Source organism: Psychrobacter sp. GW64-MNA-CIBAN-0177 (genome assembly GCF_040309585.1).
Lineage (GTDB): Bacteria > Pseudomonadota > Gammaproteobacteria > Pseudomonadales > Moraxellaceae > Psychrobacter > Psychrobacter okhotskensis.
The window spans coordinates 161,560-184,414 of the sequence record NZ_JBEOOY010000002.1; the positions used below are offsets into that span (position 1 = coordinate 161,560).

Here is a 22,855-nt window from a genome sequence, read left to right on the forward strand (position 1 = left end):
ATGAGCATTCAGAACAACCCTACAGATAGTATTATTCCGATTGACAAAAAAATCCAACAGATTGATATAAAATCCCAGTGCATTGATTTAGCCGAACCTATCCATTTATATGGGCAAGTGAATGTGACTAAGCTGCTCACTGAATATGGGATAAATGAAGAGCCACACTTAAATACACAACAGCATGTAGAACGCTCAACGCTGCACAGCTCAACGCTGCAAATAGGTGTTGATGAAGCAGGGCGCGGACCACTTTTAGGTAGCGTTAATGTGGCCGCAGCGATACTGCCTGCCACGTGGTCAGGATTGATTGAAGAACAACCCTTAAAAGACACGCCTTTATCCATACTGACGGATTCTAAGCAGTTGAGTGAGAAAAAACGCGATATTCTTTATCCATTGGTGCAGCAAAATGCTGTGGGTTTTATCATCGCTGAAATACCAGCAGCGGTCATCGATCAGGTCAATATTTTGCAAGCAACGATGCTCGGTATGCGCTTATGCACTGAAGGATTGTTAGAGGCTATCGCTGAGCATCTTGCCACATCTATGCTGACATTTGAGGTTTTGTTCGACGGAAATCGCTGTCCTCAAGTAAACAATACCAAGCTCGCTGAATTAGGCATAGATCACTCTGCGATTGACTGCCAAGCATGGGTAAAAGGGGATGCGCGTCATACCAGTATCGCCGCAGCCAGTATATTGGCAAAAGTCAGCCGTGATACTACTATGTATACACTCGATGCTCAGCATCCTGAATATGGGATTGCCAAACATAAAGGCTATCCAACCAAAGCGCATATGGAAGCGATTCAACAGTATGGGGTGCTGCCCGAGCATAGACGTAGCTTTGCACCAGTGCGAAAGGCGTTGGAGAGTTAAAGGCAGATGGAGAATTGCTTATTTATATAAATAGCCTAAGCATAAATTATTTATCAATTTAAAAAAACACCCCTTAGTCAAAAATGAATGGTTTTTTGAGATTATGCGTATTAAGTTTTCATGTTTTATTAAATGACATTTGAATCGTTATTCGATAATATCCGTCATAGCTGATTTATTGCTCATAATAGGCACACCACTATCTTACAGGATAAAAGATGACTCTCAAATTACGAGAAAAAAACCTCGCGGCAGTAATATTTTTAACAGCGTTTTTGACGGCTTGTGGCGGCAGTGGCGGCAGTGGCGGAGACTCAGATGGCAGCACTAACAATACTACGCCCAAGCCAACACCGCCTGTTGCTAGTCCTGATGATACCTCGACTGATAAGCCTAATGACCAGACTGATAATGAGGCAAAAGCTGCATTAATTGCCAATAATACCTTTAGTCTAGCGCGCACCAGCTGTGGTCTAAGTGGTTTGTCTGCCGATACTGCACTGGATAATGTTGCGATTCAACATGCAAAATACATCAAGCATGTATTTGCTAATAGCACGCCGACTGCTTTTAGTCCGCACTATGAAAATAAGATTGCAGATATCGCCAACGTCACGGGTGATAATAACCCATTCTTTAGCGGAGTCAGCTTCACAGATCGGTTGTTACAGGCAAACTACGGCAACGCCCAATATGGTGTGACTGAGAATATTGCTCAGTCGGTCTATTATAGCTCGGCTGGCAATATTATAGGCTCTGATATAGTGGCAGGTGCAATGGCGAAGTCATTATTGGCAGCGCCTTATCATCTGCGTTCTTTGATGCTACCAGGCTCGAGTTTGACGGGTACGGGTATGGTCACTTATAAGCCTTATGGCAAAGACACGACCAACAATCAGGGTTATATCTTAGTCAACCATGCCTCAGCGACCAAGGCAAGCAAAGACAATACGGTGGCAGGCATATTCACTTATCCTTGCCAAGGGGTCAGTGGTACGGTGACTGCGCTGTATAACGAAACGCCAAATCCTGTCAAAGGAACGGGTCGTGACCTACGAGCTGATCCTATCGGGCAGCCCATCTATGTCAGTATGCCAGCTGCCCAGACCATTAAGCTCAGTAATATCAAGTTCCATGATGTTCAGCGTAACATCGATGTGCCCACTGAACTGCTTGATTATGGGCAAGATCCCCATAAGAATACCGTTTATGAGCTACCAGCGAACGAAGCTTTTATTTTACCCATTACGGATAATCTAAAAAGCTGCAAAATCACCACTAAAAAAGATCAAAACTGTGGTTTGCATGGCGAGAGTGAATATCGTGTAAGCTTTGATGTGTTAGTGGACAATCGAACGCTAAAGCAGCAGTCGTTTAGCTTTAGCACGGGTAAAGTGAACTACTAATCTATAGGGTATACCCTAGAATAAATAGCATAAAACAAAACAAGGGCTGAACCAGTTATCTGATTCAGCCCTTGTTTTTGTTATTATAAGTAACAACGCTTAGAATGAAGAATTCGGCTGCTGTAAAAATGCGTCTTCTTCTGCAGTCGACTCACGACCCAAGGCTTCATTACGGTGTGGATAGCGTCCAAATTCATCAATAATGTCTTTATGACGGCGTTCAAAGTCTAAAGTGGTTGGGTCATTTAGTTGCTCAAACAGCGGCAGATAGCGTTTATGGATAACAGCTGATTCAGAATGCATAAACGGCATAATAGTAAACTTGCGCCACTCCATCGGTAGGGTCTCAAAATGCGGCTGGGCAATGGCTTCTTGCGCTAATGCCACCGCCATACCGTCTTGAGCAAAGGCGCATGCTTGCTCGCGACATAGATTGCGAGAAAACTGATCTAAGACAATAATCTCTGCCAATCGTCCTGCCAAATTAGTGATTGAGCTATTCACATCGTTGTGATTGTCAGACCATCGCCACGGCGCACATTCACCGTGTTTTGCTGCTTGCCAGATTTTGCCAAACTTAGCCTTTATTTGCTTATCAAAGTTGTCATTTTGGGCAAACCAATATGGCTCATTATCTTGGTCGAACCAAAAATCCAACACTGCGCGCGCCTCAGCATCTAGATACTCTACATTAATATTCTTTGAATCGAGTTGCGATAAATTGGCTTGGCTAGCAGAGCTGGAATAATCGGTTGATAATGACATAAGATATTCTAATTACGGTGGATTTAGTCTACTATAGCGCAAATATTTATATCTGTCATGATACCAACAGCAGCTATTAGGTAACCTCTTATGAATGCAAAAACTTCGCTGAAAACCACAAAATCATCCTTGCCACCAACGCCTTATTATCTACTCGACGAAGCGGCAATCGTTGCCAATATGCAGATTATCGCGCGACTGTGTGAGCTGTCAGGCGCTAAAGCCTTATTGGCGCTCAAATGCTTTGCGACTTGGGGCGTGTTTGATGTGATGCAGCCCTATTTGCACGGAACCACTTCGTCGTCACTCAATGAAGTCAGACTTGGCTACGAGACTTTTGGTAAAGGTAAAGACAGTGATAATGAAAAAGAAACGCATGCTTATAGCGTCGCTTATAGTACGGATGAAATCGATGAAGTATTAAGCTACGCAGATAAGATTATCTTTAACTCAATCTCGCAGCTCAATGTATTTAAAGAGCAAGCCGCGGAAAAAGGTATTCCAGTTGGTCTGCGCTTAAATCCAAAGACCAGTAATTCATCGTTTATCATCGCTGATCCTGCGCGTCCATTTAGCCGCTTAGGTGAGCATGATAAAGATAAGATTGCGGCGGTATTGAGTGATATCACTGGCGTCATGATTCATAACAATTGCGAAAATGACAGTTTTGAGGCTTTTAGCGACAGCTTGGCTGATATCGAAGCTAGATTTGGTGACGTTTTAGCGCAGCTTGAGTGGGTCAGTTTGGGCGGTGGCATTCACTTTATCGCCCCTGATTATCCGCTAGAAAAACTTGCTGAGCGGTTGAAAGGCTTTAGTGAAAAATACGGCGTACAAGTCTACCTTGAGCCGGGTGAAGCGAGCATTCATGGCGCTGGATCACTAGTTACAAGCGTTTTAGATACTATGCATAATGAAAAAAACCTAGCAGTCGTCGATGCGTCTATCGAGGCGCATATGCTTGATTTACTGATTTATCGCGAGTCAGCACCCATTGCGGCTATTAATAAAGAAGCGATGAGTATTTCACCCGTTAATATGACCAAAACAGCTGACGTGGTGGACAACACTATTATTTATGGTCGTTCTTGTTTGGCAGGCGATATTTTTGGTGAGTATGCCTTGCCTAACCAATTACAGGTAGGCGATACCATTGCGTTTGGTAATGCGGCAGGCTATACCATGGTAAAGAAGAACTGGTTCAATGGTGTCAATATGCCAGCGATTGTGATTCGTCGTTTAGATGGTAGTATTGATGTGCAGCGCGAGTTTGATTACCAAGATTATAAGGCGAGTTTGTCATAACACTATTATGCTTGGCATTAATCGATAACACTGCCAAACAACTATCCAGAAATGAGTATTGCTCTCAGATTTTCTAAGTTATGTTGTAATTTTTGCCGAATAGTAAGTAAAAATTGTTATAATCGCCACGGGCAAAAACAGCTGATTTTGCCCGACGGGTGCGTGGGTTTTCCTCGGTCTTCCTTTTTAATTCACGCATATCATTCACTCGTTTCTGTTTTGAATAGCCACCTCTTAGGCGATGACAGGGACACAAAGGAGGATTGTTGCATTGAATACCAACCAACAAGCTAAGCCCAATAAAAAAGACGTACTCATCATCGGCGCCGGCGGTGTCGCTCAAGTGGTCGCGCATAAATGTGCGATGCATAATGATGTGCTCGGCGAGATTCATATTGCCTCACGTACCAAGACTAAATGTGATGCCATCGCGCAAAGTGTCAAAGACAAAGAGAGCTTTAAACAAGCTGCTATCTTGCACACGCACCAAGTCGATGCCATGGACAGCCAAGCGTTGGCACAGCTTATCCAAGATACTGGTATACAAATTGTTATCAATGTCGGTTCGGCATTTGTCAATATGACTGTATTAGAAGCTTGTATTGAGACAGGTGTTGCTTATATTGATACCGCTATCCACGAAGATCCGCGTAAGATTTGCGAGACGCCGCCATGGTATAACAACTATGAATGGCAGCGTAAACAGCGCTGTGCGGACAACAATGTCACGGCGATTTTGGGTGCAGGCTTTGATCCCGGTATGGTCAATGCCTATGCGCGCCTTGGCTACGACATGATGGATACAGGCTCGGTCACTGATATTGATATTATTGATATCAATGCGGGTAGCCACGGTAAATACTTCGCCACCAACTTCGACCCTGAGATTAATTTCCGCGAATTCACCGGAACGGTCTACTCTTGGCAGAACAGCAAGTGGCAGTCTAACAAAATGTTTGAAGTAAAGCGTACTGACGATTTACCAGTTGTGGGTGTGCAGAACAGCTATCTGAGTGGTCATGATGAAGTGCATTCATTGTCAGCCAACCTAGATGTGCCAAACATCCGTTTTTGGATGGGCTTTGGTGAGCACTACATCAATGTCTTCACCGTGCTACAGAACTTAGGTCTATTGTCTGAGCAGCCAGTGATGACTGCGGAAGGGCAAGAGGTTATTCCGCTAAAAGTGGTCAAAGCCGTGCTACCAGATCCAAGCTCGCTTGCACCAAACTATACGGGCAAGACTTGCATCGGTGACAAGGTTAAAGGTAAGATTAATGGCGTTGATAGCGAAATCTTTATCTATAACGTCTCCAATCATAAAGACGCTTATAATGAAGTCGGCAGCCAAGGTATCTCTTATACCGCAGGCGTACCACCTGTCGCGGCTGCGATGTTAGTCGCGACTGGCGAGTGGGATGCTGGCAAGATGGTCAACGTTGAAGAGCTAGATGCCAAGCCATTTATCAATCTGCTCAATAAAATTGGCTTGCCAACGCGTATCAAAGATAGCGAAGGTGACAGAGCATTAGAGTTCGATGTTTAAATAACGAGTTTGATTTAGAAAAGCCTATCTTTTATAGATAGGCTTTTTTTTATGGTTGAAGCTACTTGGAATCTTTGAAGAAGAAATAGATCAGGTACTGATATAATCTATTATCTACTTAGATGAGTGAAGAGTTGACATAGTCTATGTCTATTTCTATTATCACTCAGGTCTTTTTTATCTTAATATCTGTATAATAGAAACATCAGCCGTCTAACAAATTAAAGTTTTTTGTATCAAGAAATATAGTTCTATAAGGCAGAGTTCGAAATATATGCAAAATAATCACTTCTCAAGAGACTTAAACAGGTAGTTATATGAATAATAGCGGTAAAGGAAAATTAATTGTAATAGAGGGTGGGGATGGCCTAGGCAAAAGTACACAGTATAGTCTCATAGAAGACATGCTGATTAAAGAAGGTTATGAAGTATCAACTTATGATTTTCCTCATAAAGTAGGTAACCCACTATCAGATTTGATAGGTGACTTCTTAAATGGTAAACATGGGCAGGTTGAGCCTGAATTCTTGAGCTTAGCCTTTGCTGCTGATAGATATATCTCAAAAGATCCTATTAATGGAAGTCTTGAGAGTGGAGCTATTGTTCTCTGTGATCGTTACATACTATCAAATATAGCTTTTCAAACTTCTAAGTTAATAGATATAGATAGAAGTGAGAAGCTTGTAGAACTCATTCAGTGGTTAGAGTATGAGATATATAAGCTTCCCAAACCTGATTTGGAGGTTATTATTACTGCTCCAGACTCTCATTACATAGATGGTATACATTTAGAAAGAAATGGCTCGAAAGATAGAAGTTACTCTTTAGATAGTTCAGATATTCATGAAAAAGATGAAGGTCTACAGGTAAAGGTGAACAATTTCTTTAGCAATGTTGAAAATAAAAAAAATAGAGTGTTTATTGATGCATATGATAAAGGTAATAATCGTAAGTCTATAAAGAGTATTTATAAAGAAATAATACCTTTTATTAAAAAAATACTAGAGGAATAGTACATGAAAATATTAGTTAGCAAATTAGTTGAAGCCCACTCTTATATTGATAAATTTTCAGATATGACTAATATCGTAAATGAAATGAGTGATAAAGAGAAAAGCTTAGTAGAACATATAGTTGAAAAAATTGATGAAAAAATTTTAGAAGATAGCGATGAACAGACAGGACTTATAGAGCTTGATTTAGAAAATAAAGTAAGGTTACTAGCCACTATTTATAATAAATCGAGCGATATACTCTTGTATCCTAAGGAAATGCGAGAAGGGTATATTCAAAGATGGTCTGATAATCTGGGCTTAGAAGATTTTGTGATACGTAAGTGTTTAGTTATGGGTGCGGATAAAATTGAAAGTATCATAAATATACACGACGTTTAACTATAATAACCATTAAAAATTAAGATTAAATATGGCTAGTTTTAACTTAGATGAACATGAAACAATTCGTAAGTTATTTAATTCTACTACTTCACTACTAGTCTTAAATATTTCAATACTGATACTAGGGTTAATATTAATTTTTTTTGATGAAATTCCACGTGCAATTGGAACTTCATTAATAGCTAGCTCTCTTGTAAGCTTTAGCACCTTATGGGTTAGGTTTATTAAGACATCTGAAGATAGACTCTTGTCTAACATTAGGAGCTATGGCTTAAAGGAAATACATAGTCAGAGAGCCTTAGTGAGTATATATGAGAAATTATTAGAAACGTCTAATGAGATTGATGTTACAGGTTATTCGCTATCAGGGTTTTCAAATCAAGCTTTAGATATAATAAAAAGAAGAAATGAGGGTAAAAATCCTATAAATGTTAGAATTTTACTAGTTAATCCAGATACTGAAGCATCAAAGAGTCAAGCTCTTAACGAAGGGCACGTTAAAGATTATTACCAAACATTATGTACGAATATATTAGCCAGTTTTGAAGGTATTGAAAATGTTGAAATTAGGTTTATTGAACAAAGTTTACCAGTCATGATATATCGTCTAGGAGATACATTATTTACAGGACATTATTCAATAATTAAAAAATCCAGAAGTTCATCCACTGTTACTTATGAAGTTAAAAATCCTGGTCGACTATTTCATATGTATCTATCTGAATTTGAAGAAATGTGGCGTATAGCCGATAAAAAGGATACTTCATGTTAGTTGTCTTTTGTGGGTTGCCTTCTTGTGGCAAAAGTACGTTAACAGCAAAAATAGCTGAAAATTGTAGTAGCCAGTACTTTCTAGAGCCAGAGGAGGATTTTTGGCCAAGTTGGATTAAAGAGGATAACCTAGATCAGTTTAGTGCTTTGAATTGGTTTAGATCTGCTAGAGTTCCTGAGTATAAGAAAGCTGCATTAATATCTGAGAAAGAGTTAGTCTTCGTTGACAGTTTCTATGATGTATTGATTAAATATTATATTAACGACCCGTCTTTTAGTTGGTTGATTTCAAAAGAAAATGCCTACTATGAAGTTGTTAAGAGAACTGCTGAATTAGATGCAGAACTATTAGCCGCTCCCGATTTATTAGTATTTATAAAAGTAAGTGAAGATGATTGGAGTACATTACAGAAAAAAAGAAATCGTGTATACGACGAAACAGTGAATTTGATTGAAAACTATCAAATGCAAGATTCAATCTATAACGCAGCAAGAAATTATTGTAAAGATACCGGTACAAATTTTCTCGAAGTTGAACAAAAAATAGATGGTTATGAAGAGATAATAGAGGAAATCACTAAATGTCTAAAATCTCTGCAGTACATATAAATCATAGGTAAGTTTTAGTATGTCACTTAATCTGCTAAGAGATAGCAAATTAGGAGTTAATTCATCAATCTTCTTATTATCTCTCACTAGGATTATAATTCCGCAACGCCGCAATCCGGTCATCAAGCGTGGGGTGTGAGCGGAATAGATTCGCGATACTAAAGCCTTGCGTTTGCCCAGACGAGATCGCAAAGGCTTTCATGCTCTCAGGCATCTGGTCAGGTCGCTGTGCAGAAGGACGAAGCGCATCAAGCGCACTGATCATTTTTTCGCGGCTGGCAAGTTTTACCCCCATTTGATCCGCACGGAATTCACGTAAGCGTGAAAACCACATTACGATAGCAGACGCCAAAAACCCAAGTAAGATATCCATCACAATACTGGTAATAAAGTAACCGATACCTGGGCGATCACTGGTGTTTTTGAACACAGTACGGTCAACGAAGCTACCGACAATGCGTGCAAAGAACATCACAAAGGCATTGACCACGCCTTGAATAAGGGCAAGGGTTACCATATCACCGTTGGCTACATGACCAATCTCATGTGCCAATACCGCTTCAACTTCATCGGCTGTCATATTCTGTAGTAGACCAGACGATACAGCTACCAGCGCCTTATTCTTATTCCAACCAGTCGCAAAAGCATTTGGCTGCGAATTATTAAAGATACCGACTTCAGGCATACCGATATTTACTGCTCGCGCTTGTTTGGCTACTGTATCGACTAGCCATTGCTCAGTCGAGTTACGAGGGGATTCTATCACCACCGTACCCGTTGATCTTTTAGCCATCCACTTTGATATAAATAGCGACACCATCGAGCCAACCATACCGTAGATACCACACATAACAGCAAGACTGACATAGTTAAGACCACCTGCACTATGCACACCGCCAATCCCAAAAAATCTGGATAGTATGCCAAATACAATGCTAAACACCACAATCACGGCTAAGTTGGTCAATAAAAACAAGCCAATACGCATCATTACGTTAAATCCCTATTCAATAGATCGGTATGACCTCGATAGACGGTTATCTAAGAGGTTTGCTATGATAGATTTTACTGTGATTTTGACTGTAATGTCAGACAAAATAGTCTTTTATAAGAGGTGATAGAGATAGAGTGATTATTTTGGGAAATACCGTACAATACCTAACTGGTTTTGTTAGATTAGAAGAGTAGTAGGTGGGGAGTAGGTAAGTTTGACAGAATTAAAGACGGTTGGCCTTTTTGCGCTGACAGCATTAGCTGAGATTGTCGGTTGTTACCTGCCTTATCTATGGCTGCGAGAAGGTAAGTCAATTTGGCTGCTTGTTCCCAGCGTGCTTAGTTTAGCCGCTTTTGTTTGGTTGCTGACATTACATCCAACGGCTGTGGGTAGAGTCTACGCAGCTTATGGTGGGGTATATGTGGTGATGGCGATTTTATGGTTGTGGACGGTGAATGGTATTCGACCAACCACGTGGGATATAGTGGGTTCGGCGGTCGCGCTGTTAGGGATGGCGATTATTATGTTTGCACCGCGCAGTACTTAGGGCGTATCTTCAATTCACTCGATTGTATCTAAATGGTCTAAAAATGGCTAAATTTTGCCGAACACCGTCAAACAGCTGACTAATATCCCGATATTATTTGCGCTATTTTCTCGTTTGACGGCGATTTATCTCATTTTTATGACTATTTTTAAAATGAGGATACACCCTAGTATCAAAGCATCATCTAATATAAGAAATGCCAATCTAATATAAGAAATGCCAATCAAATATAAGAAATGCCAATCAAACCTTGAGGTTCGATTGGCATAGCTTTAATTAATAGGGTTTCAATTAGCACAGTGGTGCATTGAATATTAATGTTTACCTAAAATACTACCACTGTCTTCTTTCTTTGATTGTTTAGCCGCTTTTTTCTCTTTTGCCGTTAACAGTGGCTTCTTTTTTACATTCTTCTTACTATCTTGACCTTTACTCATGATTTTTTTTCCTTTTTAGGTAGCTTATACCATCCTCTAAGCCAAATTAGCTGACTAGTAGGCGATATTGCTACAATGGCCGCAAACGCTGCGTACTGGATTGAGTATAGGCTGAAGGGTAGGTAATAGATAGCCTCTGCACAATTCACCTACGATTCGATCCAACCCTGCCTTTGTCGATGCTATGCCTTAAATTCGTATTTTATAAATAGACGTTGTAGGCAATAGATTTATTTAGCCAATATTGCTATTAATAAGTGCTTACTTACGGATACATGCCAATTTGCTATAATAAGCGACAAGCCAATGATTCGCTGTGGCAAACCTTTAGTTATTAATATTTAGCACGATAGTGCTTACTGTTTTGGTCAAAATTATTATGCGTATCCGTAAACTTTTTAAATTTGAAAATGCTCATATCGTGCGTAACTGTAGCTCTGAGCGTTGCAAGCATTCTATCCATGGTCATAGCTATCAGATTGAGCTGATTCTAGAAGCCAAGCGTTTAGATCACGGGCAAATGGTCTATGATTTTGGCTTATTAAAGTCTTCGATTAAAGACATCATCGACAGCTTTGATCATGCCATTTGCTTTTGGAATAAGGACGATCCTGAGTATATTGAGGCTTGTAAAAAGTTCAGCGCACGCTGGATAAGTTTGCCAGTCTCGCCGTCCGCAGAGCAGTTCTCGCGCGTGATATTCTTTTGGGCGCAAGAAATTCTAAAACAAACCCAAATGCAAAACGGTGAGTCTGATGTCAGCGTTTACTCGGTGATTGCCCATGAGACGGCAACCGGTTACGCACAGTGCTTTGCTGATGATGTGGCAAACGCGCAAATGGGCGAGCTTAATTTAGAAGAATTTGAGTTCAGCGACCAAGTGAGTGCTGAATGGCATGACACCGAGTTGTATACCAAGCTGATTCGCGGTGAGCGCTTTGTCAATCCATCCGTGACTATGCAGGTACATACGCAAGTACAGACAGGTAAGCCTGATGCTTAATAGTACAATGGAAGACAAAAACGTAAAAATGTTGACGCTGTATTCTGAAGCCGATACTCAGCGTTTGGCGGCACAATTGGCGGCATTACCACTATCCGGTAGTGTCTGGCTAGCGGGTGATTTGGGCGCAGGTAAAACCACGCTGACGCGTTATTGGTTGCAAGCGCTCGGACATTCGGGTGCCGTTAAAAGCCCGACTTACACCTTAGTGGAACCTTATAGCATCGAGCAAAATGACGACTCAATTAAGCCTGTTTATCATGCTGATTTATATCGTCTGCAAGACCCAGAAGAGCTGTCTTTTATCGGTTTCGATGAGTATCTCGATGAACCAAATGCGCTGGTCATTATCGAATGGGCCAGCCGTGCGGACAGCTACTTACCACCGCCGACTATGTTTATCGATATGACGCAAGCCAACAGCGCTGATATAGATAAAGAGGCTCGTCAAGTTGAGCTGCGACTATCGAAGGCGGGCCAAGCACAAGGCTTAGATTTATCCTCTCTTAAAATTTAGGTTAGACCCCGTTAATGCTGCTGAGACTATAGAAAAGTATGACATCCATTAATGCCAGATAATCTCTCCAATAGCCGCATCAAAAAATTATCGCCGTTGCTCATCAATCAATTAGCAGCAGGTGAGGTGGTCACGCGTCCAGCCGCAGTGGTCAAAGAACTGCTTGAAAATGCGATTGACGCTAGTGCGAGTAATATTGAAATTCATATTACCCAAGGCGGCATGGGAATGATTGAAGTGATGGACAATGGCACGGGCATTCATCCCGATGATATGGTCATGGCCATTACCCGTCATGCGACCAGTAAAGTTGCGGATGTCGCTAACTTACATGGTATTACAACGTTAGGCTTTCGCGGGGAAGCCTTGGCAGCGACGGCAGCAGTTTCTCGTTTGACCTTGACCAGTAGCCACGATGACAGTGGCATCGGTCGTCAGTTGCAAGTTGCTGGTGTATTGGACGATGTGCCAAAGCTCATACCCGTTGTGCATCATCGTGGTACGACCATTACCGTAAAGGATTTATACTTTAACGTGCCAGCCCGTCGCGGTAATTTAAAGTCTATCGCGACCGAGTTTGGTCATATTGAGACAATAGTCCGTGAAGTCGCACTGGCGCGAGCAGATGTGGCACTGACGCTGTTTCATGATAATAAAAAGCGGCTGTCGCTGTCTTCAAGGTCTGTCGATAACAACAATCATAGTAATATAAATCGTCTGCCATTATCGCGTCTTGAACAAGCGACTGGGTCATCACTAATGGATAATGCGTTAGAAATAGCGATAGATCTCAGCAGCTTGATGCAGTCACCTGCAGAGTATGCTGGCAATAGCTTTGGCGCTCAAGCAAGCATTAATGGTTGGTTGTGGCCTATCGCTCATTCGCAGGATACTTTACCAAAGCTAATCTATGTAAATGGCAGGCTAGTAAAAGAAGCCTTGGTTAGCAATCAATTGCGCCAACTTGCCCAAAGTACTCAGCTGGCAGGTATTGGCTACGCGCTTTATTTTGATTTGCCAACCGAGTGGCTCAATATCAATGTACATCCATCCAAACAGCGCATCAAAATCAGTCCGCTCAACAATATCATGGCGCATCTAAGTCATGATATTCGGACAAAGCTTAAAACGATTATTAGCAAAAAGACCATTGATTCTGCTAATGATGATAGTCAAGTATTAGATAATCGTCTACCTATATATAACGCCTTTGCTGCTGAAAGGGAACAGACATCATCTACCATTCGTTTAACCAAAAGCCAGCAAGTACAAGCACCCAGACAGCCATATCAGTTGTCAGTAAGTAAAGCTTTTTCGCAAAATTTAGAAGAGCGTCTTTCAGGAAAATTCTATAGTGATGACTCTTCAGCGAAGAGTATTAAATTATTAAGTCCAGTTTCAACCAATAACGCTAATATTCTAAGTAGCTCGTTACTAACAAGCGAGTCTTTACCAGTTTGCTTAGACATCATTACGAGCTTAAATAACCTAGCAATCGAATCTTCTTATGCTAAAGACATCGATAATAAATCACTGCCTTGGTTATTATTTTACTATCACGGGCAATGTTTACTCATCAGTGCAGCAGATTGGCAGTCGATGTTAAGCTCATTATTTGAGTCACAAGTGCTTAGCAATAATTTTTCCAAAGAAGGGGAAATATTAGAGGGCAAGTCGATAGATAGTGCAGCATATATTAATCAGCAACTGGCTACCGTGAGCGCGCAAATGTCAGCGCAAGATTTGATAGTATTCTTAGCTGATATCGACTCGTTACTTATTAATAACGCACTCAAAACGATAGACAGTCAGCAGTTAGTCGCGTTAATGCTCTCGTCTGTGAATAAAAAAAATAACTAAATTCTATTTCTGTTACCCAAAACATTATTGGTAAAGGCAACTTTATGCAACATTCGTCTGATAGCTCGTCTTATCGCCTAAATCCCAATTTGGCAGATAATAGCGTGGTGTGCTTGATGGCACCAACCGCGAGCGGTAAGACAGCACTGGCTTATGAGCTGTATGATACAGGGCGTTATGAGCTCATTTCAGTAGATTCAGCGCTGATATACCGCGACATGAATATCGGTACAGCCAAGCCTACGACGGAGGAGCTGGCGCGTTATCCGCACCATTTAGTTGATGTTATTGACCCGACGCAGAGCTATAGCGTTGCAGAATTCGTTAATGATGTTGCTCGTCTGATTGATCGCTGTCATGAAAACGGCAAAATACCCTTGCTCATTGGCGGCACCATGATGTATTACATGGCGCTATTAGATGGGCTATCTCCAGTACCAGATAGCGATGATAGCGTCCGTGCGCGGGTGGAGCAATGGCGACAAGATGAAAGTATAAGTGTGCTATATGACTATCTAGGTGAAGTTGATGCGGTGAGCCACCAGCGCCTCAATGCCACTGATACTCAGCGTATTACCCGCGCTATTGAAGTGTATTTGCAAACAGATATCCCAATTAGTGACTGGCAGCGAAAGCCCAAACAAGCATTGGCCCATAATCCCAATCAGAACTGGCATGTATTGGCAGTGATGCCTGATCGCCCATGGTTACATGAGCGTATCGAGCAGCGTCTAGACATCATGTGGAATGAGGGTCTAGTGGCTGAAGTAATCAGGCTGCTTGAGCAGTATCCACTAACACCGAATTTGCCGTCGATGCGCTGCGTTGGCTATCGGCAAGTCTTAGAATATCTCGTGCATACTAATCATCCAATATTTGAACAGCCGCATTTAGACAAGGCGTTGTTTTACGAGGCTTTTGGCGAATTAGACAGTTCATTAAGTAATAAATTACAACAAGATAAAGCGTCTCAGCCTCTTCTTGAATCAAGTTTGGCCGATAGCCAAACCGAGGTGCTTGCTTGTCAGCAAATGCAAAATAAGGCACTATATGCGACAAGACAGCTAGCAAAGCGCCAGTACACTTGGCTTCGCAAAGTAATGCAACTGCCCAGTACTGCGACACCAGTAGCAATAAATCCCAACTCTGCTGATGATGCAAATGACTCTATGAACCATACGTTAGAGATTAAAGCATTCACAACAATGGCAGAGGCAAGAAACTATCTGCTTTAGCCATTCTTAAAGGCGTTATTTGCTTTAAAGTCTGTCTTGATTTTGCTCCATCTTATTAGAAACACAACATAGCAGCAACGCTTCATAAACACACTAGAAAGTAATGACAATTAGTTTCAAAATACAACGTTAATAGCTGTTATAATTTAAATTCAGTAAAGTGGTGTATTTTGCGCGATCGCCATTGCTTTATTAACTATTATTAATTGACGTTTGTTGATAAAAACAGTTTATGAAACAAGTAGTTACTTAATTATCTACAATAATAATGTATTCACGATAAAGTGGAATCGCTTAAGAAGGACCAGTGTTTATTTAGATACGTTTTATAAATAAAACTTATTATTGTATCTACTCTTAGCCATTATAATTGAATCAACACTTAAAATAATTGGCGCTTAAAACATAATTATATAATATTTAGGAGAGATTTCATGTCAAAAGGACAAACTTTACAAGATCCGTTCTTGAACTCGCTGCGCAAAGATCGCATTCCTGTCTCTATTTTTTTAGTTAATGGTATCAAATTGCAAGGTCAGATTGAGTCGTTTGACCAATATGTCGTGTTGCTCAAAAATACCGTGAGCCAGATGGTTTATAAGCATGCCATCTCGACGGTTGTACCAGCGCGTAACCCGCGTAGTAGCACAGCGACAGGCACTACCGCTCAGCCTCAGAGTGCCGCGCCAACCAGTTATCAAGGTAGTGGTTTTGAACGTGGTAGTAATCCTGCTAGCGGCAGTGGTTTTGAAGAGCGCGGTTTTGCTGCTAATCGTAGTGGCTTCAACCGTGGTGGCTTTAGCCAAGGTCAAGATCGCGGCTTTGAGCGTGGTAGTTTAGGACAAGGTCAAGATCGCGGTTTTGAACGTGGTGGTTTTGGTCAAGACCGTGGGTTTGAGACGCCAGCAGACAGTGCGAGCTTCGAAAGTAAGCCAAATAACGAGTCTGATGATAACAACTAAGTTGATAATAAATAACCGATCATAGACAGGAAGTATTTTGCCTATAGATGCGTTATCTCGACTTGATATACTTAATCAAAACCTGCTGCTATAGTGGGTTTTTTTTGTATAAATAGACGTATAATAACTACTAAACATTGATATCGATTTGACGTTGCTATTGGGTTTTGCGGGGCATTATTAATATTGCTCAGAGTATAGTAAAATATCTTATCGATTCATTATAAACATAGAGCTGATGCATGAGTAATAGCCAAAGCAATCTGACCCATGAGCAATATATTAGTACCGCTATCGAAGCCATCAATACCGAGATATCGGCGTTAGCACTACTGACAGAGCAGATAGACGATAGATTTGCACAGGCTTGCGATATTATCTTGGCCTGTAAAGGTCGGGTAGTGGTGACTGGTATGGGTAAGTCAGGATTGATTGGGCGCAAAATCGCTGCGACCTTTGCCTCTACTGGTACACCCGCTTTTTTTATGCATCCTGGTGAAGCGGGGCATGGAGACCTAGGTATGCTGGTGAAAGGCGATGTGTTGCTGGCCATCTCAAACTCTGGCGAGTCAGACGAAATTAAAATGCTGCTGCCTGTGGTTAAGCATTTAAATATTCCACTGATTAGTATCAGCCGTGATAAGCGTGGCATGTTACCGCGCGCAGCTGACATTGTATTGACTTTGGGTAAATCGCAGGAGGCCTGTCCGCTAAATCTTGCGCCCACTTCTAGCACCACCGCTACATTGGCGCTAGGCGATGCCTTGGCAGTGGCTTTAGTGCATGCGCGCAATTTTACGTCAGAGGATTTTGCTTTATCGCATCCAGCAGGGGCGTTAGGTCGTCAACTGCTCACGCGCGTCGAAGATTTGATGCATACTAAGTCAGAAGATTTGCCACTTATCAATCAACAAGCCCCATTGCAAGAGGCGCTTTTTACCATGTCTGCTGGGCGTTTAGGTATGACAGTGGTCATTGATGATAATGACAGAGTTGTCGGCGTATTTACAGACGGTGACTTACGCCGTGGCTTAGAAAAAGGCATTGATCTACAAACCCCGATGCGCGATGTGATGGTACACGACCCACGTCGCATCAGTAAAAGCATGCGCGCATCAGACGCTTTGAGTGTCATGAACGAAAACGGCATTAGCCAGCTATTGATTATCGATGACGAAGATCGCTTGGAAGCGATTATTACGGTTCATGACTTACTACAAGCGGGTGTTAAGTAAGCATTATGCATTTAAAAAAATAATGCTACATAAATAAGAGCCAAAAAGTCTTTAAGAAGGGATGACTCATGCAAGACTTAATAAAAAAAGCCGGACAAGTGAAGCTATTGGTACTGGATGTTGATGGTATTTTATCCAATGGTCAAATTATCTATGACGCCAATGGTATTGAGACTAAGGCCTTTTCGGTACACGATGGTGTCGGCGTTAAGTCGTTAGCACGGTATGGCATTTTGACTGCTATTATCACGGGTCGTAGCAGCGCCATGGTGGATAAGCGCGCTGTCGAGATGGGTGTGAATTATGTGGTACAAGGACGTGATGATAAGCTCATTGCCTTAAATGAATTGTTATCTACCCTTGACCCGGCACTCAACATTACGGCGGCTGATTGTGCTTATATGGGCGATGATTTGCCAGATATTAAAGCAATGCAAACCGTGGGGTTTGCGGCAACGGTGCCCAATGCTCATGCCGAAGTGATTAAGCGTAGCGACATGGTCACCACCCGCGCAGGCGGTACGGGGGCAGTTCGTGAAATATGTGATCTTATCTTAAAAGGTCACGGTCATTATCAAGACTTTATCGCGCACTATACGCTTGATGAGGCACAAACTCAGGATAACTTGTCGTGAATACTCGTGTTTTAATAGTTTTAGCGTTGATTATTGCTGGTATTGCTGGCTGGTTTTTTCAGCAGCAAGGAGATATATCACCGCCAGTCAGTATGGAAGCGACGGATGTTGATTATGAAGCGACCGACATCAAGGCGGTGCAAACCAATGAGCAAGGCGAAACGGAATATGAGCTTACCGCTGAATCGTTGACACACAATCCGGTGACTAATGAGGATGAGATGTCCGGTATTACGATGAATTGGGAGCCCTCAGATGAGCAGCGCTATCGTATCGAAGCGGGTAGTGCTGCTATTAGCCAACAGACTGGAGAGCTGAGTTTGTCTGGTGGCTTTACCTTAGTTAGTGAAGATAAAGCTGATGGCGCATCAGATATTGAACCCATCAAAGTGACGGGTAATACTCTTAAAGGCAATACCAAGTCAGGTCAAGTTTATAGTGATGAAGCGGTCAAGATTGAACAAGGGATGAATCGATTTGAAGCATCGAGTATGAAAGCCAATCTTGAGACTGGAGAATATGAGTTCGGTCAGGTCGCTGTGAATTTTTCTCCTGCTGACCGTCAAGACAAAGCCTTGTTTTAATCACCGTTGCCTTTTACAGTAAATGATTACGTCAAAAAGCATTAAAACAATATAGTTGGTTCAGAATAATTGAGAGACAGGACAGATGAGCGAAAGTGCTATCTATAGTACGCCGAGTGACTCTAATAACCTGAGACCGTGTCCGATTAATATAGAATTGACTATCGTTAGCATAAAGTTTGCAAATCCTACTACTAATAATAAAACGAGTAATATTTATGAAATCTAAATTTTTGCCTACTTTGCGCTTATTATCGACCCGCTCGATTCAAGTCTCTCCTCGTCTGCGCACGCTATCGGTCATGATGTTGCTAGCGTTACCACTATACAGTCATGCGCTGCCATCAGACGCCAACCAGCAGATCAAGCTGTTGGCAGATAAAGCCACGTATAGTGAACGTACCGGCGTCACGAGTTATTCTGGTGGTGTGGTTATTACTCAAGGTACGTTTAAGATGACCGCAGATAATATTACGGTCAACTTATCACAGGGTCGTAGTATCAACTCTGCAGTAGCGACCGGTCGTCCAGCCACTATGCAACAAGTAGTTACCCAAGAAAAAGGTGTGGCGAAAGGTCAGGCCAATAAAATTGATTATAATGCCATCACTGGTATTATCACGTTGACTGGCAATGCAAAGCTTGTACAAAATGGTGCCAGTTTCGCAGGTAATGTCATTCGTTATAGCTTAAAGGCGGGTGATGTAGAAGCGACTGCTGGCGGCAATCAGCGCGTGGAGTTGGTTTTCCCGCCCAGCAACAGTAATAGCCAGAGCGGTGTACGCTAAGTTGTACAAACCAGTCTGTAGCAGCGCTTAAATTTCGATAACACTATGAGTAAGTTATGAGTGATAACCAAAATCTTGACCCTTTAGCCCCAACCATCAACGCTGAGCCTGTCGCGCGCTTGTGTATGAAGAACTTAGGTAAGCGCTATGGCAAACGTTGGGTCGTCAAAGATGTCTCGTTTTCTGTTGATCAAGGTCAAGTGGTTGGATTATTAGGCCCTAATGGTGCCGGTAAAACCACCAGTTTTTATATGGTCGTCGGACTGGTTAACATGGATAAAGGCAGCGTCAGCTTAGGCAACATGGATTTATCCAAATATGCCATGCATGAGCGTGCTCGTGCTGGTATTGGCTATTTGCCGCAAGAAGCCTCTATCTTCCGCAAACTGTCTATTGAAGACAATATCTTAGCTATTTTACAAACGCGTACAGAATTGACGGCCAATGAGCAGCGCCAAGAGCTTGAAAAACTAATCGGTGAATTCAATCTAGGACATGTACGCAAATCTTTGGGAATGAGTGTATCGGGCGGCGAGCGTCGCCGTTGCGAGATTGCCCGTGCCCTAGCAGCTGATCCGAAGTTTATCTTGCTCGATGAGCCTTTTGCGGGCGTTGATCCTATCTCTGTTGGTGATATTAAAGATGTGATATTAACGCTAAAAAATCGTGGTATTGGCGTACTAATCACGGATCATAATGTCCGCGACACGCTCGCTATTTGCGAAAAAGCTTATATCGTCTCAGAAGGTGCCATTATTGCTGAAGGTACAGCTTGCGATGTTTTAGATAATGAATTGGTGAAATCTGTGTACCTAGGTAAAGATTTTCAGGTATAAATCAGTAAGTTAACCACTATTCACGTTCGTTTCTGTTTTTATAAGTTGGCATAAAGTCTCAGCTATCTTTTGTGTCAACGACCATAATTCATACCCTATTCGTTATTATCCCTGCTACACAGCCTGTCATCTTAACGGCTTCTTCATACAATTATTCTCATATAAACACTTAAAAAAGTATTCTGATATTTTATTATTGATCGTCTGTATAAGGCTCATACATTATGGCAAAAAATAAAAGCAGTTATGTCTGTCAGCATTGCGGGGCGCATTTTGGCAAATGGGCAGGGCAGTGCACGGATTGCGGGGAATGGAACAGCTTGGTTGAAGCGCCAAACGTCAGTATGCCGCATCATAATAAGAATACTGCTAAGCCTAATGCTAGTCGAGCGGTGTCTCGTAGTACAGGTGCACCCGCTGGCAACTATGCAGGCACTCATAGTGCGGTCATGCCGCTTAATGCTGTCAGCGTCGGCCTAGATACGCGCTTGCCCACTGGCATTAGCGAGTTTGATCGTGTACTTGGCGGTGGATTGGTTGCCGGATCTGTCGTATTAATAGGCGGCGACCCCGGTATTGGTAAGTCGACTATCTTATTGCAAACAGCGACCAATATGGCTCGTGCTGATTCGCTGGCAGGTAGTGCGCTTTATGTGACCGGCGAGGAGTCACTGGCTCAGGTTGCTATGCGTGCCAAACGTTTGGATCTGCCTGCTGACAGACTTCGGGTATTGGCCGAGACCAACGTCGAGACTATTTGTGCGGCTTTAACTCAAGAGCAGCCAGCCATTGCTATTATTGACTCTATTCAGACTATTTATACAGATGCCATCAATTCTGCACCGGGCGGCGTCAGTCAAATTCGAGAATCTGCGGCTATTTTGACACGGTATGCCAAGCAGACGGGCACTGCGCTATTTTTAGTGGGGCATGTGACCAAAGAAGGTACGCTCGCAGGGCCACGCGTGCTTGAGCATATGGTTGATACGGTATTGTATTTTGAGGGACAGTCAGACTCCCGCTTTCGGATGATTCGCGCCGTCAAAAATCGTTTTGGTGCGGTTAACGAGCTCGGTATTTTTGGTATGACCGATATGGGACTGAAAGAAGTCGCCAATCCGTCAGCGATATTTTTGAGCCGTTATGATAAGCCCGTGGCTGGATCGGTCGTTATGGTCAGTCGTGAGGGTACGAGACCGCTATTGGTCGAGGTACAGGCGTTGGTTGATGATTCGCAAGGTCAACCTAGACGTATGGCGCTGGGGCTAGATTTTCAACGCTTATCCATGCTGCTGGCCGTCATGCATCGTCACGGCGGTATTCATACCAGTGGACAAGACGTGTATGTCAACGTGGTTGGCGGCGTCAAGGTCATAGAGACAGGGTCTGATTTGGCTGTATTATTGGCTTGTGCTTCAAGTATCAAAGAAAAGCCCTTGCCTTCATCCTTAGCCGTGTTCGGTGAAGTAGGCTTGTCTGGAGAGATACGCCCTGTACCTAACGGTCAAGAACGATTGAAAGAAGCGATGAAGCATGGTTTCAAGCACGCTATTATTCCTAAAGCTAACGCACCTGCGAAGGATTCTCCTCAATTTAAAGGCATTAATGTGATTGCCGTTGAACGTCTCGACGATGCTATCGAAAGTGCGTTTGAGTTGTAAGCGATAGGCTTATAGCTTTATATTAAAAAAGATAAATGTCAGACATAAAAAAGCGCCTAGCTCATCGTGGTTAGGCGCTTTTTTCGTTTTAGCTATAACTTTAGTTATAAAACTGTAGGTTTAGAACTAGGGTCCTGAAACACGCTCAATCGAGACGTTGCCAACCCCTTTGTTAGTGATACCTAATTGCTTAGCAGCACCATAAGACAAATCCATTACCCGGTTACCGTGGAATGGACCGCGATCATTGACTTTTACCACGACGCTTTTGCCATTGGTCTTATTGGTGACTTTGACATAGCAATTTAATGGTAGTGAACGATGAGCCGCTGTCAGGGCATTCATATCAAATGTATCACCGCTGGCCGTTTTGCGACCATGAAATTTACGGCCGTACCAAGATGCCAAACCGGTTTGCTTAAATTTGCTCACTGAGTTAGACGCGACTGCTGTTAAACGCTCTAGCACGTCTTCGTCATTGCTTACTTGAGCGGTATCGCTCGCTAATAGTGAGCTGCTAAGTGCTAATGAGGTAGGCTGACGGGCAGACTTAACCAAGCTTGAAGCACCATCATGTTGACGACTAAGCTCACCGAGTACACGGTCGATATGGGAGGCGTTATCTTGCGAAATCATTGCAAGGGTGGTTTTTGCTTCTACCGCATTGGCATTAGATGCGACTGCAGAGCCAGCAAATAGACATACTGACATTGTAAGTAAACCAGATAAACGCTTATTCATAAATACCTCTATAACTTATACATTAAAACCTAACTCTAAAAATCTTAGATCGAGTGTGACAGACTTAGACCAATCTAATCGTGTCGCAAGCTCTAAAGCCTATATATCAATCGGTTATTCTAATCAGGATTGATGCAAA

The 22,855-nt window shown here is 42.3% G+C and carries 23 protein-coding genes and 1 pseudogene; 20 read left to right on the forward strand and 4 right to left on the reverse strand.

Features of this window, described 5'->3' with window-relative positions; genetic code table 11:
* Together AAEY79_RS02235 and AAEY79_RS02240 are read left to right on the forward strand one after the other, a co-directional pair.
* Positions 1 to 882 (forward strand): ribonuclease HII, encoded by an 882-nt coding sequence (locus AAEY79_RS02235; RefSeq protein WP_201567367.1) that lies wholly within the window; start codon positions 1 to 3, stop codon positions 880 to 882.
* Positions 883 to 1,100: 218 nt separating this feature from the next.
* Positions 1,101 to 2,288 (forward strand): CAP domain-containing protein, encoded by a 1,188-nt coding sequence (locus tag AAEY79_RS02240; protein ID WP_025650629.1) that lies wholly within the window; start codon positions 1,101 to 1,103, stop codon positions 2,286 to 2,288.
* Positions 2,289 to 2,387: 99 nt separating this feature from the next.
* On the opposite strand, the gene AAEY79_RS02245 is transcribed toward AAEY79_RS02240, so the two are convergent.
* Entirely contained in the window at positions 2,388 to 3,053 is a 666-nt protein-coding gene (locus tag AAEY79_RS02245) for a DUF924 family protein (RefSeq protein WP_025650627.1), read from the reverse strand.
* Positions 3,054 to 3,143: 90 nt separating this feature from the next.
* Between AAEY79_RS02245 and AAEY79_RS02250 the strand changes: the two genes are divergently transcribed.
* The 6 genes from AAEY79_RS02250 to AAEY79_RS02275 all read left to right on the forward strand — a co-directional run bounded on the left by AAEY79_RS02250 (position 3,144) and on the right by AAEY79_RS02275 (position 8,681).
* Entirely contained in the window at positions 3,144 to 4,358 is a 1,215-nt protein-coding gene (locus tag AAEY79_RS02250) for a carboxynorspermidine decarboxylase (RefSeq protein WP_025650626.1), read from the forward strand.
* 271 nt (positions 4,359 to 4,629) lie between these two features.
* On the forward strand, positions 4,630 to 5,904 hold the full coding sequence (locus AAEY79_RS02255) for a saccharopine dehydrogenase family protein (protein WP_350587844.1): 1,275 nt from the start codon (positions 4,630 to 4,632) through the stop codon (positions 5,902 to 5,904).
* 317 nt (positions 5,905 to 6,221) lie between these two features.
* On the forward strand, positions 6,222 to 6,917 hold the full coding sequence (locus AAEY79_RS02260; RefSeq protein ID WP_201576283.1) for a hypothetical protein: 696 nt from the start codon (positions 6,222 to 6,224) through the stop codon (positions 6,915 to 6,917).
* A 3-nt stretch (positions 6,918 to 6,920) separates the two neighbouring features.
* Entirely contained in the window at positions 6,921 to 7,298 is a 378-nt protein-coding gene (locus tag AAEY79_RS02265; protein WP_201576281.1) for a hypothetical protein, read from the forward strand.
* Between the two features lie 31 nt (positions 7,299 to 7,329).
* Positions 7,330 to 8,073 carry a hypothetical protein gene (locus AAEY79_RS02270; protein ID WP_201576278.1) on the forward strand — a complete coding sequence of 248 codons (744 nt, stop codon included), beginning with the start codon at positions 7,330 to 7,332 and terminating at the stop codon, positions 8,071 to 8,073.
* Entirely contained in the window at positions 8,067 to 8,681 is a 615-nt protein-coding gene (locus tag AAEY79_RS02275) for a hypothetical protein (RefSeq protein ID WP_201576275.1), read from the forward strand. Before AAEY79_RS02270 ends, AAEY79_RS02275 begins: the two co-directional genes overlap by 7 nt.
* Positions 8,682 to 8,757: 76 nt before the next feature.
* Here AAEY79_RS02275 and htpX read toward each other — a convergent pair whose 3' ends face one another.
* The gene (htpX, locus tag AAEY79_RS02280; RefSeq protein ID WP_201578280.1) at positions 8,758 to 9,672 is read right to left on the reverse strand and encodes a protease HtpX; all 915 of its coding nucleotides are present in this window, start codon (positions 9,670 to 9,672) and stop codon (positions 8,758 to 8,760) included.
* 217 nt (positions 9,673 to 9,889) lie between these two features.
* On the opposite strand from htpX, the gene AAEY79_RS02285 reads away from it, so the two are divergent.
* Positions 9,890 to 10,222 carry a YnfA family protein gene (locus AAEY79_RS02285; RefSeq protein WP_025651249.1) on the forward strand — a complete coding sequence of 111 codons (333 nt, stop codon included), beginning with the start codon at positions 9,890 to 9,892 and terminating at the stop codon, positions 10,220 to 10,222.
* 314 nt (positions 10,223 to 10,536) lie between these two features.
* On the opposite strand, the gene AAEY79_RS02290 is transcribed toward AAEY79_RS02285, so the two are convergent.
* Positions 10,537 to 10,659: a hypothetical protein gene (locus AAEY79_RS02290; protein ID WP_264673009.1), complete on the reverse strand. Its 123-nt coding sequence runs from the start codon at positions 10,657 to 10,659 to the stop codon at positions 10,537 to 10,539.
* A gap of 379 nt (positions 10,660 to 11,038) precedes the next feature.
* On the opposite strand from AAEY79_RS02290, the gene AAEY79_RS02295 reads away from it, so the two are divergent.
* From AAEY79_RS02295 to radA, 11 genes are all read left to right on the forward strand, one after another.
* A complete protein-coding gene (locus tag AAEY79_RS02295; RefSeq protein ID WP_173239306.1) occupies positions 11,039 to 11,662 on the forward strand; it encodes a 6-carboxytetrahydropterin synthase in 624 nt (207 codons plus the stop codon).
* On the forward strand, positions 11,655 to 12,179 hold the full coding sequence (gene tsaE / locus AAEY79_RS02300; RefSeq protein WP_101212661.1) for a tRNA (adenosine(37)-N6)-threonylcarbamoyltransferase complex ATPase subunit type 1 TsaE: 525 nt from the start codon (positions 11,655 to 11,657) through the stop codon (positions 12,177 to 12,179). Before AAEY79_RS02295 ends, tsaE begins: the two co-directional genes overlap by 8 nt.
* 51 nt (positions 12,180 to 12,230) lie before the next feature.
* Complete coding sequence (gene mutL, locus AAEY79_RS02305) at positions 12,231 to 14,039, forward strand: DNA mismatch repair endonuclease MutL (protein WP_350587845.1); 1,809 nt, start codon at positions 12,231 to 12,233, stop codon at positions 14,037 to 14,039.
* A 44-nt stretch (positions 14,040 to 14,083) separates the two neighbouring features.
* Positions 14,084 to 15,274, forward strand: a complete 1,191-nt coding sequence (miaA, locus tag AAEY79_RS02310) for a tRNA (adenosine(37)-N6)-dimethylallyltransferase MiaA (RefSeq protein WP_201584169.1) — start codon at positions 14,084 to 14,086, stop codon at positions 15,272 to 15,274.
* 434 nt (positions 15,275 to 15,708) lie between these two features.
* Positions 15,709 to 16,236 carry an RNA chaperone Hfq gene (hfq, locus tag AAEY79_RS02315; protein WP_101212658.1) on the forward strand — a complete coding sequence of 176 codons (528 nt, stop codon included), beginning with the start codon at positions 15,709 to 15,711 and terminating at the stop codon, positions 16,234 to 16,236.
* 242 nt (positions 16,237 to 16,478) lie between these two features.
* Positions 16,479 to 17,471 carry an SIS domain-containing protein gene (locus tag AAEY79_RS02320; RefSeq protein WP_025651243.1) on the forward strand — a complete coding sequence of 331 codons (993 nt, stop codon included), beginning with the start codon at positions 16,479 to 16,481 and terminating at the stop codon, positions 17,469 to 17,471.
* A gap of 68 nt (positions 17,472 to 17,539) precedes the next feature.
* On the forward strand, positions 17,540 to 18,106 hold the full coding sequence (locus AAEY79_RS02325) for an HAD family hydrolase (RefSeq protein WP_025651242.1): 567 nt from the start codon (positions 17,540 to 17,542) through the stop codon (positions 18,104 to 18,106).
* Complete coding sequence (gene lptC / locus AAEY79_RS02330) at positions 18,103 to 18,690, forward strand: LPS export ABC transporter periplasmic protein LptC (protein ID WP_025651241.1); 588 nt, start codon at positions 18,103 to 18,105, stop codon at positions 18,688 to 18,690. Before AAEY79_RS02325 ends, lptC begins: the two co-directional genes overlap by 4 nt.
* A 302-nt stretch (positions 18,691 to 18,992) precedes the next feature.
* On the forward strand, positions 18,993 to 19,478 hold the full coding sequence (lptA, locus tag AAEY79_RS02335; RefSeq protein WP_173239370.1) for a lipopolysaccharide transport periplasmic protein LptA: 486 nt from the start codon (positions 18,993 to 18,995) through the stop codon (positions 19,476 to 19,478).
* 56 nt (positions 19,479 to 19,534) lie between these two features.
* Positions 19,535 to 20,314: an LPS export ABC transporter ATP-binding protein gene (lptB, locus tag AAEY79_RS02340; RefSeq protein WP_025651239.1), complete on the forward strand. Its 780-nt coding sequence runs from the start codon at positions 19,535 to 19,537 to the stop codon at positions 20,312 to 20,314.
* A gap of 224 nt (positions 20,315 to 20,538) precedes the next feature.
* The gene (gene radA, locus AAEY79_RS02345; protein WP_025651238.1) at positions 20,539 to 21,975 is read left to right on the forward strand and encodes a DNA repair protein RadA; all 1,437 of its coding nucleotides are present in this window, start codon (positions 20,539 to 20,541) and stop codon (positions 21,973 to 21,975) included.
* Positions 21,976 to 22,101: 126 nt separating this feature from the next.
* Here the strand turns inward: radA and AAEY79_RS16700 are convergent.
* A pseudogene (locus tag AAEY79_RS16700) lies at positions 22,102 to 22,443 on the reverse strand (septal ring lytic transglycosylase RlpA family protein); the annotation flags it as partial.
* Positions 22,444 to 22,855 lie beyond the last annotated feature (412 nt).